This is a genomic window from Lysobacter defluvii IMMIB APB-9 = DSM 18482 (assembly GCF_000423325.1).
GTDB lineage: Bacteria > Pseudomonadota > Gammaproteobacteria > Xanthomonadales > Xanthomonadaceae > Novilysobacter > Novilysobacter defluvii.
This window is the reverse complement of record NZ_AUHT01000008.1, coordinates 1-14,626: the sequence shown is the minus strand read 5'-3', so window position 1 is coordinate 14,626 and position 14,626 is coordinate 1. Positions and strand designations below refer to the sequence as shown.

Annotated in this window: 10 protein-coding genes and 1 rRNA gene; 5 read left to right on the top strand and 6 right to left on the bottom strand. The window is 70.9% G+C overall.

From position 1 onward, the window contains the following. Positions 1-23: 23 nt before the first annotated feature. The gene (gene coxB / locus G545_RS14090) at positions 24-881 is read right to left on the bottom strand and encodes a cytochrome c oxidase subunit II (protein ID WP_081677791.1); all 858 of its coding nucleotides are present in this window, start codon (positions 879-881) and stop codon (positions 24-26) included. Between the two features lie 428 nt (positions 882-1,309). On the opposite strand from coxB, the gene putA reads away from it, so the two are divergent. Further along, on the top strand, positions 1,310-4,531 hold the full coding sequence (gene putA / locus G545_RS0107925; protein WP_036135999.1) for a bifunctional proline dehydrogenase/L-glutamate gamma-semialdehyde dehydrogenase PutA: 3,222 nt from the start codon (positions 1,310-1,312) through the stop codon (positions 4,529-4,531). A gap of 96 nt (positions 4,532-4,627) precedes the next feature. On the opposite strand, the gene G545_RS14085 is transcribed toward putA, so the two are convergent. Continuing rightward, positions 4,628-5,962: an OmpP1/FadL family transporter gene (locus G545_RS14085; protein WP_036136001.1), complete on the bottom strand. Its 1,335-nt coding sequence runs from the start codon at positions 5,960-5,962 to the stop codon at positions 4,628-4,630. 141 nt (positions 5,963-6,103) lie between these two features. Here G545_RS14085 and G545_RS0107915 point away from each other — a divergent pair, with 141 nt between their 5' ends. Beyond that, positions 6,104-6,796 carry a rhomboid family intramembrane serine protease gene (locus tag G545_RS0107915; protein ID WP_027069908.1) on the top strand — a complete coding sequence of 231 codons (693 nt, stop codon included), beginning with the start codon at positions 6,104-6,106 and terminating at the stop codon, positions 6,794-6,796. Here the strand turns inward: G545_RS0107915 and G545_RS14080 are convergent. The 3 genes from G545_RS14080 to gpmI form a co-directional block, all read right to left on the bottom strand. Further along, a complete protein-coding gene (locus tag G545_RS14080; protein WP_052347294.1) occupies positions 6,790-8,241 on the bottom strand; it encodes a S41 family peptidase in 1,452 nt (483 codons plus the stop codon). The two genes, G545_RS0107915 and G545_RS14080, sit on opposite strands and share 7 nt — an antisense overlap. Positions 8,242-8,333: 92 nt before the next feature. After that, on the bottom strand, positions 8,334-9,557 hold the full coding sequence (locus G545_RS14075; protein WP_081677790.1) for a murein hydrolase activator EnvC family protein: 1,224 nt from the start codon (positions 9,555-9,557) through the stop codon (positions 8,334-8,336). Continuing rightward, positions 9,557-11,122 (bottom strand): 2,3-bisphosphoglycerate-independent phosphoglycerate mutase, encoded by a 1,566-nt coding sequence (gpmI, locus tag G545_RS0107900; RefSeq protein ID WP_269429839.1) that lies wholly within the window; start codon positions 11,120-11,122, stop codon positions 9,557-9,559. The genes G545_RS14075 and gpmI overlap by 1 nt, the downstream gene beginning before the upstream one ends. 162 nt (positions 11,123-11,284) lie before the next feature. Here gpmI and G545_RS0107895 point away from each other — a divergent pair, with 162 nt between their 5' ends. The 3 genes from G545_RS0107895 to G545_RS0107885 all read left to right on the top strand — a co-directional run bounded on the left by G545_RS0107895 (position 11,285) and on the right by G545_RS0107885 (position 14,264). Then, positions 11,285-11,920, top strand: a complete 636-nt coding sequence (locus G545_RS0107895) for a DUF4097 family beta strand repeat-containing protein (protein WP_052106870.1) — start codon at positions 11,285-11,287, stop codon at positions 11,918-11,920. A gap of 51 nt (positions 11,921-11,971) precedes the next feature. Next, positions 11,972-13,714: a M28 family metallopeptidase gene (locus G545_RS0107890; RefSeq protein ID WP_027069905.1), complete on the top strand. Its 1,743-nt coding sequence runs from the start codon at positions 11,972-11,974 to the stop codon at positions 13,712-13,714. 154 nt (positions 13,715-13,868) lie between these two features. After that, a complete protein-coding gene (locus tag G545_RS0107885) occupies positions 13,869-14,264 on the top strand; it encodes an MAPEG family protein (RefSeq protein WP_036138182.1) in 396 nt (131 codons plus the stop codon). 82 nt (positions 14,265-14,346) lie between these two features. On the opposite strand, the gene rrf is transcribed toward G545_RS0107885, so the two are convergent. Further along, positions 14,347-14,460, bottom strand: a 5S ribosomal RNA gene (rrf, locus tag G545_RS0107880). Positions 14,461-14,626: the final 166 nt, after the last annotated feature.

The window sequence follows — 14,626 nt, the reverse complement described above, 5'->3', positions numbered from 1 at the left end:
GTGGCCGGGGGGCGAGCGCGTGCTCAGCCCGCCGGGGATGCCGGGACGGCGGCCGCGGCCGCCACTGGCGCCGGCGCGTCTTCGCCGCTCTGGCGGCTGGTCAGCCAGCGCTGGAATTCTTCCTTCTCCACCGCCTGCACGACGATGGGCATGAACGCGTGGTCCTTGCCGCACAGCTCGGCGCACTGCCCGCGGTAGATGCCCGGCGTGGAGATGTCGGCCCAGGCCTCGTTGACGATGCCCGGCACCGCGTCCTGCTTCCAGCCCAGCGCCGGTACCCACCAGGAGTGGATGACGTCGTCGGCGGTGATGACGAAACGGATCTTGGTGTCGATCGGGAGCACCAGCGGGTTGTCGACGTCCAGCAGGTAGTACGGGTCGGTCGCCGCATCCGGACGCACGCCGGACTGGCGGATCTCGTCGCTGCGGCGGTCCATGCGGCTGACGAACTGCACGTCCTGGCCCAGGTACTCGTAGCCCCACATCCACTGGTAGCCGGTGACCTTGACGGTCAGCTCCGAGTCGCGGGTGTCGTACATCGCCACCAGCTTGCTGGTGGCCGGGATCGCCATGATCACCAGCAGGATCACCGGGATCACCGTCCACAGGATCTCCAGCCGGGTGTTGTGGGTGAAGCCGGTGTCGGCGACCGCGCCCTTGGACTTGCGGAACTTCACGATCGCCACGCCCATGCCGATGAACACGGCCAGGCCGATCGCGACGCAGATCCACAACGCGAGCATGTGCGCTTCGTACGCGTTGTTGGACAGGTGCGTCACGCCGCGGCCCATGTTGAGCTGCCAGCGCTGCGGATCCGCACTCTGCGCCATCGCCAGGACCGGGGTCGCCATCGCGGCGAGTCCTGCGATCCACTGCTTCATACAACCGGCTTTCATCACTCAGGACCCCGAAATTCTGCGAGTTGTGTTGCGCGTTGCCGCCCGTGACCGGCGCCCGCCGTGCGGACGGCCCGGACTCTTGTCGGTCTTTGCTGGACCACCGCCCCCTGCGGGGGTCGTCAACCACCATGGCGACATCAAAGCGTTCCGATCCTAGCCGCTGGCGGCAATCCGTAGCAAGCATCGGTTCATCTTCACTGCATGCAGGGACGGTACTCGCGAGGGCATGCGGGGCCGCCGCGGGGCACCGGCAAAGGGGCGTGCAGGACAGCCCGTGCACAGCATCCCGCCCGTTGCCGCCCCACCGGGCACTACCCGTGTTCACGCGCGCGCGCGTACCCTTGTGTCCACAGGCAGGAAACCCCCCACCGGCCGGCCCCCGCGTCGGCCGTCTTCGTATGCAGGCCTAAATGAACCAGACCTCCACGCAAGTGGCGCCGGCCCCCCGCGCGCTGATCAGTCCCGAATTGCCCCCGGCACCGTCCGGTCCGCGCGCGGCGATCACCGCCGGCTGGATCCGCGACGAGGCCGACCACGTCCGCGCACTGCTCGAGCAGGCACGCCTCCCGGATGCGGACCGCAACGCCATCCAGTCGGTCGCGGCCGACCTGGTGCGCCGGGTACGCGCGCAGGTGAAGGACCAGGGCATGATCGAGGCCTTCATGCGCCAGTACGACCTGGGCAGCGAGGAAGGCGTGCTGCTGATGTGCGTGGCCGAGGCGCTGCTGCGCATCCCCGATGCCGAGACCACCGACCTGCTGATCCGCGACAAGCTCGGTGAGGCGGACTGGAAGCGGCACATGGGCCAGTCGCACTCGCTGCTGGTCAATGCCTCCACCTGGGGGCTGATGCTCACCGGCGAGCTGGTGGACCTGGCCGACGAGACCAAGCGCGACGTGCACGGTGCCTTCAAGCGCCTCGCCGGGCGCCTGGGCGAGCCGGTGATCCGCTTGGCGGTGCGCCAGGCGATGAAGATCATGGGCCACCAGTTCGTGATGGGCGAGACCATCGGCGAAGCACTGGCCCGCGGCCGCAAGGGCATTTACGCCCGCTACCGCTACTCCTACGACATGCTCGGCGAGGCAGCCTTCACCGCCGACGACGCGGCGCGCTACATGCAGGCCTATCGCGACGCGATCCTGGCCGTGGGTGCCGAGCGCGGGAAGGCGGAAGGCGGCATCTTCACCGCGCCGTCGATCTCGGTGAAGCTCTCGGCGCTGCACCCGCGCTACGAGCATGCCAAGCGCACCCGGGTGATGGCCGAGCTCACCCCGCGCGTGCTGGAGCTGGCCCGGCTGGCCAAGCAGCACGACATCGGCTTCACCATCGACGCCGAGGAGGCCGACCGGCTGGAGATCTCCCTGGACGTCTTCGCCGAGGTCTACCGCGATCCGTCGCTGGAGGGCTGGGAAGGTTGCGGCCTGGTGGTGCAGGCCTACCAGAAACGCGCTCCGGAGGTGATCGAGTTCATCGCCTCGCTTGCCCGCGAGGGCGGCCGCCGGATCCCGGTGCGCCTGGTCAAGGGCGCCTACTGGGACACCGAGATCAAGCGCGCGCAAGTCGACGGCTACCCCGGTTTCCCGGTCTTCACCCGCAAGCCGAACACCGACGTGTCGTACCTGGCCTGCGCCCGGCGCATGCTCGGCCTGTCGGACGCGATCTACCCGCAGTTCGCCACCCACAACGCCCACACCATCGCCGCGGTCCACCACATGTCGCGCATGGACGGCCGCCAGGTGGACTTCGAGTTCCAGAAGCTGCACGGGATGGGCGACGACCTGTACGGCGAGGTGATCCCGGCCGACCGCCTGGGCGTGCCGTGCCGCGTCTACGCGCCGGTCGGCAGCCACGAGGACCTGCTGCCGTACCTGGTGCGCCGCCTGCTGGAGAACGGCGCCAACTCCAGCTTCGTCAACCGCATCACCGACGAGTCCATCCCGGTCGAGGACCTGGTCCGCGACCCGGTGCAGGTCGTCGAGGCATTCGATTCCATCCCCCACCCGCGGATCCCGCTGCCTGTCGACCTGTATCGCAGCCACGCCGATTCGCTCGAGAACTGTGACAGGAGCAATTCGATGGGCGTCAACCTCGCCAACGACGGCCAGCTGCGCACGCTGGCCGAACAGGTGAATGCGGCGTTGCGTAACGACTGGTATGCCGAGCCGCTGGTCCCGGGTGCGAACCCGGTGGGCGAGAAGCTGCCGGTGACCAACCCGGCCGACCTGCGCGAGGTCGTCGGCTACTGGCTGCCCGCCGACGAGGCGACGGTGGAGAAGGCGCTGGACAACGCGGTCAAGGCGCAGCCGGGCTGGAACTCGACACCGGCGGCCAGCCGCGCGGCGATCCTGGAGCATGCGGCCGACCTGCTGGACTCGCGCCTGCCCGAGTTCGTCGCGATGTGCACCCGGGACGCCGGCAAGACCATCATGGACGGCGTCGGCGAGGTCCGCGAGGCGGTCGACTTCCTCCGCTACTACGCCTGCCAGGCGCGGAAGCTGTTCACGCCCGAGCCGCTGCCCGGCCCCACCGGCGAGAGCAACGTCCTGCAGCTGTCCGGGCGCGGCGTGTTCGTGTGCATCAGCCCGTGGAACTTCCCGCTGGCCATCTACATCGGCCAGGTCGCCGCCGCGCTGGCGTCCGGCAACAGCGTGATCGCCAAGCCGGCCGAGCAGACCAACCTGGTCGGCTACTACGCCACCCGCCTGCTGCACGAGGCGGGCGTGCCGAAGGACGTGCTGCAGTTCGTGCCGGGCGACGGTGCGGTCGTGGGCGCCAAGCTGACCTCGGACGCCCGCGTGGCCGGCGTGGCCTTCACCGGCTCCAACGAGACCGCCAACGCCATCAACCGCGCCCTGGCCGCCCGCGACGGCGCCATCGGCACCCTGATCGCCGAGACCGGCGGCCAGAACGCGCTCATCGCCGACTCCTCGGCCCTGCCCGAGCAGCTGGTGCGGGACGTGCTGGGCTCGGCGTTCACCTCGGCCGGCCAGCGCTGCTCTGCCGCGCGTATCCTGTTCATCCAGGAGGACGTGGCCGACCACGTGCTGCGCATGCTGTCCGGCGCCATGGCCGAGCTGAAGGTGGGCGACCCCGGCATGCTGTCCACCGACGTCGGACCGGTGATCGACCAGGACGCCCTGGCGATGCTCGAGAAGCACGCCGAGCGCATGGACCGGGAGGCGAAGCTGGTCGCCAAGGCGGAGATGGGCGAGGAGACCGCCCACGGCACCTACTTCGCCCCGCGCGCCTACGAGATCGACTCGATCGAGACCCTGGGCCGCGAGGTGTTCGGCCCGGTGCTGCACATCATCCGCTGGAAGGCGGGCGAGCTGGACCAGGTCATCGACGCGATCAACTCCACCGGCTACGGCCTGACCCTGGGCGTGCACAGCCGCATCGACGCGACCGCCCGCAAGATCGCGGAGAAGGCGAAGGTGGGCAACTGCTACGTCAACCGCAACCAGATCGGCGCGGTGGTCGGGGTGCAGCCGTTCGGCGGCCAGGGCCTGTCGGGCACCGGCCCGAAAGCCGGCGGCCCGCACTACATGCTGCGCTTCGTGACCGAGAAGACGGTGACCATCAACACCACCGCGACCGGCGGCAACGCCTCGCTGCTGACGCTGGAGGACTGACCGCCACGCGCCCGCCGCCCCGGGGCGGCGGCGTTGCCGGACAAAAAGAACCCCCGCCAATGGCGGGGTTTCCTGTTTGCAGCGACCGGTGCGGGGTCAGAAGCGGTACTGCGCCGAGATGCCATACAGGTCGGCGGCACCCTCGAACTCGCCGAACAGGCGGTAGTTCGGCGCCTCGATGCCGATGTACGGGGTGTCCGGCTCCAGGCGCGTGTAGGCGAGGCTGAACTCCAGGTTGTCGGCGTAGTTCCAGGTGGCACCGATCGAGTACCACTGGCGATCCTCGTCCGGCAGGCGCGGGGTGCGGTGCGCGAACGTGGTCGGGGTCTCGTCGTAGGCGTAGCCGGCACGCAGGGTCCACGCGTCGTTGAGCACGAACTCGCCGCCGATGGAGGAGAACCGCGTCTCGCCCCAGCCGAACGGCTCGATGGTCGGCGCGTCCGGGCCATCGAACTCGATGCGCACTTCCTCCAGCGACTCCCAGCTGGTTTCCGCGTAGGTCGCCGCCATGGAGAAGCGGTCGGTGAACTGGTAGGCGACCTCGACCGTGGTCATGCCCGGGGTGGTCAGCTTGGCGCCTGCCCCGCCGTCCTGGAACAGCGCGCCGGCACCGAAGCTGTCGAAGGCGGCGCGCGCCGGTGCGGGCACCGTCCAGTCGACGTCGCCGCGCAGGTCGTACTTGACCTCCGAGCGGTGGCTGATGCCGATGCTCAGCTTGTCGGTCGGGCGGATGTTCACGCCGAGGATCCAGCCCATGCCGGTGTCGTCGCCCTGGATCTCGGCCTCGCCGTCGTGGCTCTGGGGATGGAAGCCCAGCGGGCCGGCCCCCTGGCCGGCCAGCACCGACCCGAAGTCCACGCCCTTGGACAGGGTCACGTCGGCCTGCGAGAAGGTGAGGCCCACGCCCACCGACAGGCGGTCGGGGATGATGTCGACCGCGCCGGTCAGCGCCAGCTCGACGATCTGCACGTCGGAATCGATTGCGGCGTAACGGCCGACCCAGTCGGGATCGTACTTGGTGGCCAGGCCGAACGGTGCGCTGAACATGGCGCCGATGGCGGCGCCGTTGTCGAACTTGTGCACCAGCGAGAAGGCCGGGATCGGGGTGAAGTCACCGGCGTTGCCGCCGTCGCCGCCGGTCAGCGGGCGGCCGAGCGCGTCGTATCCGTCGCCGCGGAACTCGTAGTTCAGGTCGATGGCGGTCACATCGCCCTGGATCGTGGTCCCCTCGAACTGGGTCATGCTGGCCGGGTTGTTGACCACGACCGAGGCGTCGTCGTCGCGCAGGCCGGCGCCGGCGAAGGCGTTGCCGAGCGACTTGACGCTGTTTTCCTTGAGCTGGAAGCCCGAGGCGTCGGCCTGGCCGAAGGCCAGCGCGCCGGCGATGCCCAGCGCGAGCGCCGACAGGCGGGTGATGTGTGCGTGTTGCATGCGTGTAGTCTCCGTTGGAGTGTCCTGTGGTCTCCGGTCGCGCCGGTGCGCCAGCGGGCGCCTGGCCGGCTCGTGCCGGCCCGCGCCATACGGGGCCGAAGGCACTATAGCGCGACTTAACCATGAGCTAACAAGCCCCGGATGTTCGTCACCATCCCTCCCCGCCGCAAGGCATCGCTGCGCTGGGCCACCCCGCTGCTGTTCGCGATCCTGTGGGGCAGCTTCACCTGGATGCTGCTGGCCGGCGAGCAGCAGCAACAACGCCTGTTGACCGAGTGGGGCGCGCTCTCGGGCGGACTCACCAGCCCGGAGGCCTGGCGGCGGTCACTCGGGGACGGCGCGCTGCTGCGGCTGGTCACCGCGCTCGGGTTGCATGCCGACTGGGCCCACCTGCTGGGCAACCTGGTGTTCCTGCTGATCTTCGGCCTTCCCGCCGAGCGCAGCATGGGTCCGTGGCGCCTGCTGCTGCTGTTCGTGGCCGGGGGCGCGTTCGCCAACCTGGCCGCGGTGCTGGCGATCTCCACGCCCGACCGCCTGATCATCGGCGCCAGCGGCGCCGTCTCGGCGCTGATGGGCGCCTACCTGGCGCTGTTCCCCGGGGCCCGCCTCGGGGTGGTGGTGCCGCTGGGCCTGTTCCTGCAGTTCGTGAAGGTGCCCGCGCCGCTGCTCATCGGCATCTGGGCACTGCTGCAGGTCGTGTTCACCTTCATCGGGCCGGCCTTCGGGGCGGTCGCCTGGTCGGCGCACCTGGTCGGCTTCGCCTTCGGCGGCGCCTTCGCGCTCGGGGCGCGGGCGGGCATCGCCCGCCGGCTGCGGCACCAGCGCGGCTACTGAGCGACCTGCGCCGGCGCGGCCAGCTCCTTCAGCTCGGCCAGTGCCTGGTCGATGTACGCATCGCCGGTCAGCACCTGCCCGGGCGCGCCCTCCGCATCGCCGCCCCCCAGGTGGCCGGCGAGCGTCGCCTCGCTCTGTACCGGGTACGACGGCTCTCCCGCGTCCTGTTCCTCCTCGCCGGCGGCGGCATCGAACTCGACGGCCGGCACGATCCCGGTGGCCTGGATGGAGGTGCCGTCGGGGGTGTAGTACAGCGCGGTGGTGAGCTTGACCGAGTCGCCGTTGTCCAGCGGCAGGACGGTCTGCACCGAGCCCTTGCCGAAGGTGCGGCTGCCCACCACCCGCGCCCGCCCGTGGTCGGCCAGCGCACCGGCCAGCACCTCCGAGGCACTGGCCGAACCGGCGTCCACCAGCACCACCACCGGTGCTCCGTCCAGCAGGTCGCCAGGGGTCGCGCTGAAGCTGGCGTCGCTGATCGCAGTCCGCCCGCGCGTGCTGACGATGAGGCCGTCGTCCAGCAGGGCGTCGGCGATCTGCACCGCCGAGGTCAGCAGGCCGCCGGGGTTGCTGCGCAGGTCGATCAGCAGCCCGTCCAGCGAGCCGCCCGCCTCGTCCTGGAGCTCGCCCACCACGCGCTCGAAGTCCGCGGCGGTACCGGCCTGGAAGGCACTGACCCGGACGTACCCGTAGCCCGGCTCCAGCATGCGGCCGCGGACGCTGGCAAGGCGGATCACCTCGCGCTCGACGGTCATCTCCAGCGGCGCCGGTTCGCCCTCGCGCAGGACCGTCAGGCGTACCGTCGTGCCGGGCTCCCCGCGCAGGGGCACGGCATCCTCGGACAGCGAGGGCGTCAGCGAAATCCCGTCCACGGCGACGATGACGTCGCCCGCCAGGATGCCGGCGCGCGCGGCCGGGGTGTCGTCGAACGGCGCGATCACCCGCAGGGTACCGTCCGGCTGGCGCAGGATCTCCACGCCCAGGCCGCCGTAGTTGCCGCGGGTCTGCTCGTCGAAGGCGTCCGCGGCGTCGCCGGCCAGGTAGGCGCTGTGGGGATCCAGGTCGAGCAGCAGGCCACGCACGGCCGACTGCATCAGGTCACGGTCCTCGACCGGCTCCACGTAGGCCTGCTTGACCGCGTTGTAGAGCGCGACGAAGCGCCGGATCTCCTCCACCGGGACGGCGGATGGATCCTGGGCCCCGGTGTCGTCGTCGGGCCCGGTCCCCTCGCCGGTGCCGGTCGATTCGTCCGCATCGACCTCCTCGCCGGAGCCGGTTGCCTCGCCAGGGCCGATGTCGCCGCTGGTGCCGTCGTCCGCCTCCCCGGGTTCGGCTGCGTCGACCGCGGGCACCTCCTGGTCCGGCTCCCCGGACTGGTCCTGCGCGCCGGCGGGTGCCCCCGACAACGCCATGGCGAGGGCGAGGAACAGGGGAAGCGGTCGGCGCATGCGGGTCCTCCAGTTGCCGTGGCCGCCGTGTGGCGGTGACCCGATTATGCGGACCCACGCGTTGTCGGGACCAGCACGTGCCGCCGCGTGGTTCAGCGCCCGAGCCAAGGGCGCGGGTCGACCGGCTTGCCGCCGCGCCGCAGCTCGAAGTAGAGCGCGGGCTGGCCGTGGCCACCGGAGCTGCCGACGGTCGCCACCGGATCGCCGGCGGCAACCGTGTCCCCGGCGCCACGCAGCAGGGTTTCGCTGTGGGCGTACAGGCTCATGTGGCCGTCGCCGTGGTCGATGATCAGGATCAATCCGAAGCCGCTCATCCACTCGGCGTAAACCACGGTCCCGGCGGCGGCGGCGCGGACGGTGGTGCCGGCGGGCGCGGCGACCAGCAGACCCTGGCTCTTGCGTCCGTCCGGCATGGTGGCGCCGAAGCCCGCCAGCAGGCGCCCATCCACCGGCCAGCCTGCGCCGCCCACGCTCGGGCCCGACGGAACGGCGGGGCGCGGGGCCGGCGGTTTACCCGGGCCCGCCTCCTGGCGCGCCGCCTCGCGAGCGGCGGCGGCGCGGCGCTCGGCTTCGGCTTTCGCCGCCGCCTCGCGCAGGCGGGCCAGCAGGTCCTCCAGCGCCTTTGCGTCGCGGCCGAGCGCCTTTTCGCGGGACTGGCGGTCCTCGAAACGGGCGTCCAGGTCGGCAACCAGGGATTGCCGCTTCGCACGCTCGGCTTCCAGGCCGGCGAGCCGCTCGTCCAGCTCCGCGCGTGCGCTTTCCAGTGCATCGCGGCGGCCGGCGATCTCCTGCTCCAGCCGGGCCAGCTCGTCCAGTTCCGCGGCGAGGCCGCGGATGCGCGCGACCTGCTCGCGCTGCAGGTAGCCGTGGTAGGCGAGCATCCGGTTGGCCTCGGCCACGCTGTCCTGTGCCAGCAGCAGTTTCAGCGGCGCGGCCCGGCCCCGTGCATACGCCGAACGCAGCAGGCTGGCCAGTTCCTCCCGGCGTCCGGCGAGCGCGGCCTGCATGCCGGTGCGCCGCTCCTGCAGCGCCTGCAGTTCCCCTTCCGCGGCGGCGATCTGCTGTTGCAGCTCGCGCAGCCCGCGCGCGGCACGTGCCACCTCTTCATCCGCAGCACGCAGCTCCCGGGCCGCCGCGCTGCGCCGCCCTTCGACCTGGCGGCGCTCGGCGGCCACGTCCTTGAGCTCCTGGCGCACCCGCTCCAGCCGCTTGCGTGCGGCCTCCGGGTCTTCCTGCGCACCGGCGGGCGCGGCCGCGCCCGACGCGAGCACCAGCGCCGCGACCAGGCAGGCGAGGCTCGCGCGGGCGGAGGCCATCAGCCGGCTTGCCCGTCCACCAGCAGGCTGCGGCCGGTCATTTCCTCCGGCCGGGGCACGCCGAGCAGGTCGAGGATGGTCGGGGCAACGTCGCGCAGCGATCCGCCGCTGCGCAGCGTCGCGGGACGGGTGCCCTGGTAGACGAACGGCACCGGACCCACCGTGTGCGAGGTGTGCGGCTGCCCGGTTTCCGGATCCCGCATCATCTCCACGTTGCCATGGTCGGCGGTCACCAGCAGCGCGCCGCCGGCGCGCCGCACTGCATCGGAAACGGCGCCGATGGCCACGTCCACGGCCTCGACGGCCTGGATCGCCGCCTGCAGGCTGCCGCTGTGCCCGACCATGTCCGGGTTGGCGATGTTGCAGATGCAGGCGTCGAACCCGCCGGACTCGATCGCGCCGACCAGCCTGGCGGTGACCTCCGGACAGCTCATCTCCGGCTGCAGGTCGTAGGTCGCGACCTTGGGGCTGGGGACCAGGATCCGGGTCTCGCCCGGGTACTCGTCCTCGCGCCCGCCGCTGAAGAAGAAGGTGACGTGGGCGTACTTCTCGGTCTCGGCGATGCGCAGCTGGCGCAGCCCTCGGTCGGCGAGCACCTGGCCCAGGGTGTTGCGCAGTTCTTCCGGGCCGAATGCCTGCGGCGCCGGCAGGCGGGCGTCGTATTCGGTGAGGCACACGAAACGGGAGAGCGCCGGGCGCGGCACCTGGAATCCGTCGAACGCGGGATCGACGAACGCCGCCGTCAGCTGGCGGGCGCGGTCGGCACGGAAGTTCATGAACACCACCGCATCCCCGTCGCGCACCCGTGCGCCGCCGCCGATGGGGGTCGGTTCGACGAACTCGTCGTTCTCCCCGCGCGCATAGGCCGACTCCAGCGCGGCAAGCGCATCGTCGGCGGCATGCACGCCGCGCCCCTCGACGATCACGTCCCAGGCCTTGCGGACCCGGTCCCAGCGCCGGTCGCGGTCCATGGCCCAGTAGCGGCCGGTGACGCTGGCGATGCGGGCGTTCCCCGCCGCCGCGCAGGCCGCCCCCAGGCGCTCGAGGCTGGCCGCGGCGGAACGGGGCGGGGTGTCGCGGCCGTCCAGGAACGCGTGCACGGCGACGTCGGCCACCCCCTCGCGGCGGGCCAGCTCGATCATCGCCAGCATGTGGTCCTCGTGGCTGTGCACCCCGCCCGGCGACACCAGGCCCATCAGGTGCAGCGTCCCGCCCGATGCGCGCGCTCCCGCGCAGGCGGCCTGCAGCTCGGCGTTGGCGAAGAAGCTGCCGTCCTCGATCGCGGCGTCGATGCGGGTCAGGTCCTGGTACACGATGCGGCCCGCGCCCAGGTTCATGTGCCCGACCTCGGAGTTGCCCATCTGCCCGTCGGGCAGGCCGACGTGGCGGCCCTCGGTATGGATGAGCACGTGCGGCGACCCGGCGACCAGTTCGTCCCAGTTGGGCGTACGGGCCTGGGCCAGTGCGTTGTCGGTGGGATCCTCGCGATGGCCCCACCCGTCGAGGATCATCAGCACGACGGGACGGATCGCGGGCGTATGGCTTTGGTTGGGCTTGGCGGGCACGGTCTTCTTCGGTGATTCTGGCCCCGCGGATTGTATCGGAGCCGCCCCCAACCGAACCGGAGGACCACCATGAGTACCCGGAACCAGCTCCTCGCGGCCGCCCTTGGCGCCGCGCTCCTCTTTCCCGCTTCCGGTCTCCTGGCCCAGGACGTAAGCAAGGTCATGGGCTCGATCGACGTCGAGGCCGGCCAGGCCGTCGGCGACGTCGACACCGTCAACGGACGCATCCGCATCGCCGCCGGCGCCAGCCTGGGCGACGCGGCCACGGTGAACGGGTCGATCGAGGCCGGGGACGGCGCCCGGCTCGCCTCGGTGGAGACGGTCAACGGCCGCATCACCCTGGGCCACGACGTCCACTCGGGTTCGCTGGAAACAGTCAACGGACGGATCCGCACCGGTGAGCGGGCCCGGATCGGCGGCGACGTCGAATCGGTCAACGGCAGCGTCTTCATCGACCGCGGCAGCCGGGTCGACGGCGACATCGAGACCGTCAACGGCTCGATCGGCCTGGTCGGCACCGAGGTCACCGGCGACATCGAAACGGTGAACGCCGACCTGACCGTGGGCGCCGGCTCGCACGTCCGCGGCCGGGTGCACTACGAGAAGCCGCAGTCCACGTTCCCGCTGGGAACCCGCCGCACCCCGCGGGTCATCATCGGTCCGGGCGCGGTCGTCGATGGGCCGCTCGTGTTCGAACACGAGGTGGAGCTGTTCGTTCACGACACCGCCCGCACCGGCGCGGTGACCGGCGCGACCGCCCAGGCCTACAGCGGCGAGGGCGCCCCGGCGCGGGACTGACGGGAGGGACTGCTACCATCGGGTGTTCGTTCCCCTGGGGAGAAACACCCGATGTCCCGCATCCCATTGCTTACGGCGACGCCGGTGCTGGCCGCCGCGCTCGCCCTGGCCGGCTGTGACCGCGCCGCCGAACCGGCCCGGACGACGGACACCCCGTCCGCGACCGCCGGGGCGAGCGCGGCCGGCGACGAAGCCCATCCGCTTCCCCCCGAGCGCCAGTACGAACCGGCGATCACGGCGGACGACTTCCTGCACCGGGTCCAGGTGCTTGCCTCCGACGACTTTGCAGGCCGCGCGCCGGGCACGGTCGGCGAGGAGAAGACCATCGAGTGGCTGGCCGCGGAGTTCGAGCGGCTGGGGCTGGAGCCGGCCGGCGAGGACGGCACCTGGTTCCAGGACGTGCCGATGGTGCAGACCACCGCCGACGAATCCTCCGTGCGCATGGACCTCGTGGTCGGCGGCGAGGAGCGGAACCTCGCGTTCGGCGAGGACATGGTGATCGGCACCCGCACCGGCGAGGAGCAGGTCTCCCTCGACGACAGCCAGCTGGTGTTCGTGGGCTACGGCGTCAACGCGCCCGAGCTGGGCTGGAACGACTACGAGGGCGTCGACGTCGAGGGCAAGACCGTGCTCATGTTCGTCAACGACCCGGGGTTCCACGTCGACGACGAGAGCCTGTTCGAAGGCAAGCGGATGACCTACTACGGCCGCTGGACCTACAAGTTCGAGGAGGCCGCCCGCCAGGGCGCCGCCGCGGCGCTGATCATCCACGATACCGCCGGCGCTTCCTACGGCTGGGACGTGGTGAAGAACTCCTGGTCGGGCCCGCAGTTCGACCTGACCGCGGCGGACGATCCCGAGCCGCGGCTGCCGGCGCAGGGCTGGATCACCGGTGACGTGGCCCGCGAAGTGCTGGGCACGCTGGGGCATGACCTGGACGAGCTCTACCAGGCGGCCAACCAGCGCGGCTTCGAGGCCATCGAGCTCGACGCCTCGATGTCGCTGGACCTGGCCAGCAGCAGCACCCACGGCAGCTCGCGCAACGTGATCGCGCGCCTGCCGGGCGCCACCCGCCCCGACGAGGCGGTGGTCTACATGGGGCACTGGGACCACCTGGGCACCCACGAGGACGGCCGGATCTACAACGGCGCCATCGACAACGCCACCGGCATCGCCGGCATCCTGGAGATCGCCGAGGCCTTCGCGACCCGTGAAGAGCGCCCCGACCGGTCGCTGCTGTTCCTCGCGGTGACGCTGGAGGAGTCCGGCCTGCTCGGCTCCAAGTACTACGTCGCCCATCCGACCGTGCCGCTGGAGGACACCGTGGCGGCGATCAACCTGGACGCCCTGCCGGTGATCGGTCAGGCCAGCGACATGACCGTGGTCGGCCTGGGCAACTCCGAGCTGGAGGACATCCTCGGCGGGGTCCTCGAGGGGCAGGACCGCACCATGTCCCCCGAGGCCACCCCGCAGGACGGCTTCTTCTTCCGCTCCGACCACTTCAACTTCGCAAAAGCCGGGGTGCCGGCGTTGTATGCCAAGGGCGGCGACAACCTCCGCGAAGGCGGCCTGGAAGCCGGTGCCGAGGCGCAGCGTGCGTATCGTGACGCCCGCTACCACCAGCCGGGCGACAAGGTCGACCCGGACTGGGACCTCACCGGGATCGTCGAGGACCTGCAGGCCCTCTACCAGGTGGGCGAAGCGCTGGTGGACGGCGACGACTGGCCGAACTGGCGGGAAGGCAACGCGTTCCGCGCCAATCGCGACCGGATGATGGAAAACCGCGCGGACTGACGCGCGAACCCGCGCCGCGGGGACCGGCACAAGCCGGGCACGCGGCACGCAAGCCTGAGGCCGGCCCCTTCACAGGGGCCGGCCTTTTTTGTGCGGCTCGCAGGCGTCGCGGCGGCTCGGCTAGGCTGGAATCCCCAGCCTGTGGAGAAGAGACATGGACTACGCGATCGCCTACTGGTGCGTGCTTGCCGCAGCGTTGCTTCCGTATGCCTGGACCGTAGTGGCGAAGGGCAGCGGCAAGGGTTTCGACAATCGCGACCCGCGCGGCTGGCTCCAGCGGCAGGACAACCCCAGGGTCGCCCGCGCCAATGCCGCACAACTGAATGCCTTCGAGGCGTTCCCGGCCTTCGCCGTCGCGGTCGTGATGGCCCAGCTGGCCGGCGTGGACCCGAGGCGCGTCGCGTGGCTCGCGCTGGCCTTCGTCCTGCTGCGGGTGCTCCACGGCGTCTTCTATGTCGCCGACCGCGACCGGCTCCGCAGCCTGGCCTGGGCCGGCGGATTCGCCTGCGTGCTGGCGCTGCTCGTCAGTGCGGCGCTTGCGGTGCGCTGATCGCGGATCCCTTTGCGGTACTTTTCCCCCGCGCAAAAGAACAAGGCCGGTCCCTTTCGGGGACCGGCCTTGCGGTGTAAATGCTCAGCGATGACCTACTCTCGCATGGGAGACCCACACTACCATCGGCGCGTGTGCGTTTCACTTCCGAGTTCGGGATGGGATCGGGTGGTTCCACACAGCCATTGTCACTGAGCAAGCTGTTGCAGTCGCGCGTTTGCGCGGACTGGCATTGGGTTGGGACGTAGCGAGCGAGTGTGCCTGGAATGCTCCGACGTATCGTCGAGTCCAAGGCCACTTGAGGTTATATGGTCAAGCCGCACGGATCATTAGTACTGGTTAGCTCAATACATTGCTGTACT

What these genes read in the sequence shown, in the direction of transcription:
- coxB (WP_081677791.1), bottom strand. Translation starts at nt 881, where the DNA reads ATGAAGCAGTGGATCGCAGGACTCGCCGCGATGGCGACCCCGGTCCTG.
- putA (WP_036135999.1), top strand. Translation starts at nt 1,310, where the DNA reads ATGAACCAGACCTCCACGCAAGTGGCGCCGGCCCCCCGCGCGCTGATC.
- G545_RS14085 (WP_036136001.1), bottom strand. Translation starts at nt 5,962, where the DNA reads ATGCAACACGCACACATCACCCGCCTGTCGGCGCTCGCGCTGGGCATC.
- G545_RS0107915 (WP_027069908.1), top strand. Translation starts at nt 6,104, where the DNA reads ATGTTCGTCACCATCCCTCCCCGCCGCAAGGCATCGCTGCGCTGGGCC.
- G545_RS14080 (WP_052347294.1), bottom strand. Translation starts at nt 8,241, where the DNA reads ATGCGCCGACCGCTTCCCCTGTTCCTCGCCCTCGCCATGGCGTTGTCG.
- G545_RS14075 (WP_081677790.1), bottom strand. Translation starts at nt 9,557, where the DNA reads ATGGCCTCCGCCCGCGCGAGCCTCGCCTGCCTGGTCGCGGCGCTGGTG.
- G545_RS0107895 (WP_052106870.1), top strand. Translation starts at nt 11,285, where the DNA reads ATGGGCTCGATCGACGTCGAGGCCGGCCAGGCCGTCGGCGACGTCGAC.
- G545_RS0107890 (WP_027069905.1), top strand. Translation starts at nt 11,972, where the DNA reads ATGTCCCGCATCCCATTGCTTACGGCGACGCCGGTGCTGGCCGCCGCG.
- G545_RS0107885 (WP_036138182.1), top strand. Translation starts at nt 13,869, where the DNA reads ATGGACTACGCGATCGCCTACTGGTGCGTGCTTGCCGCAGCGTTGCTT.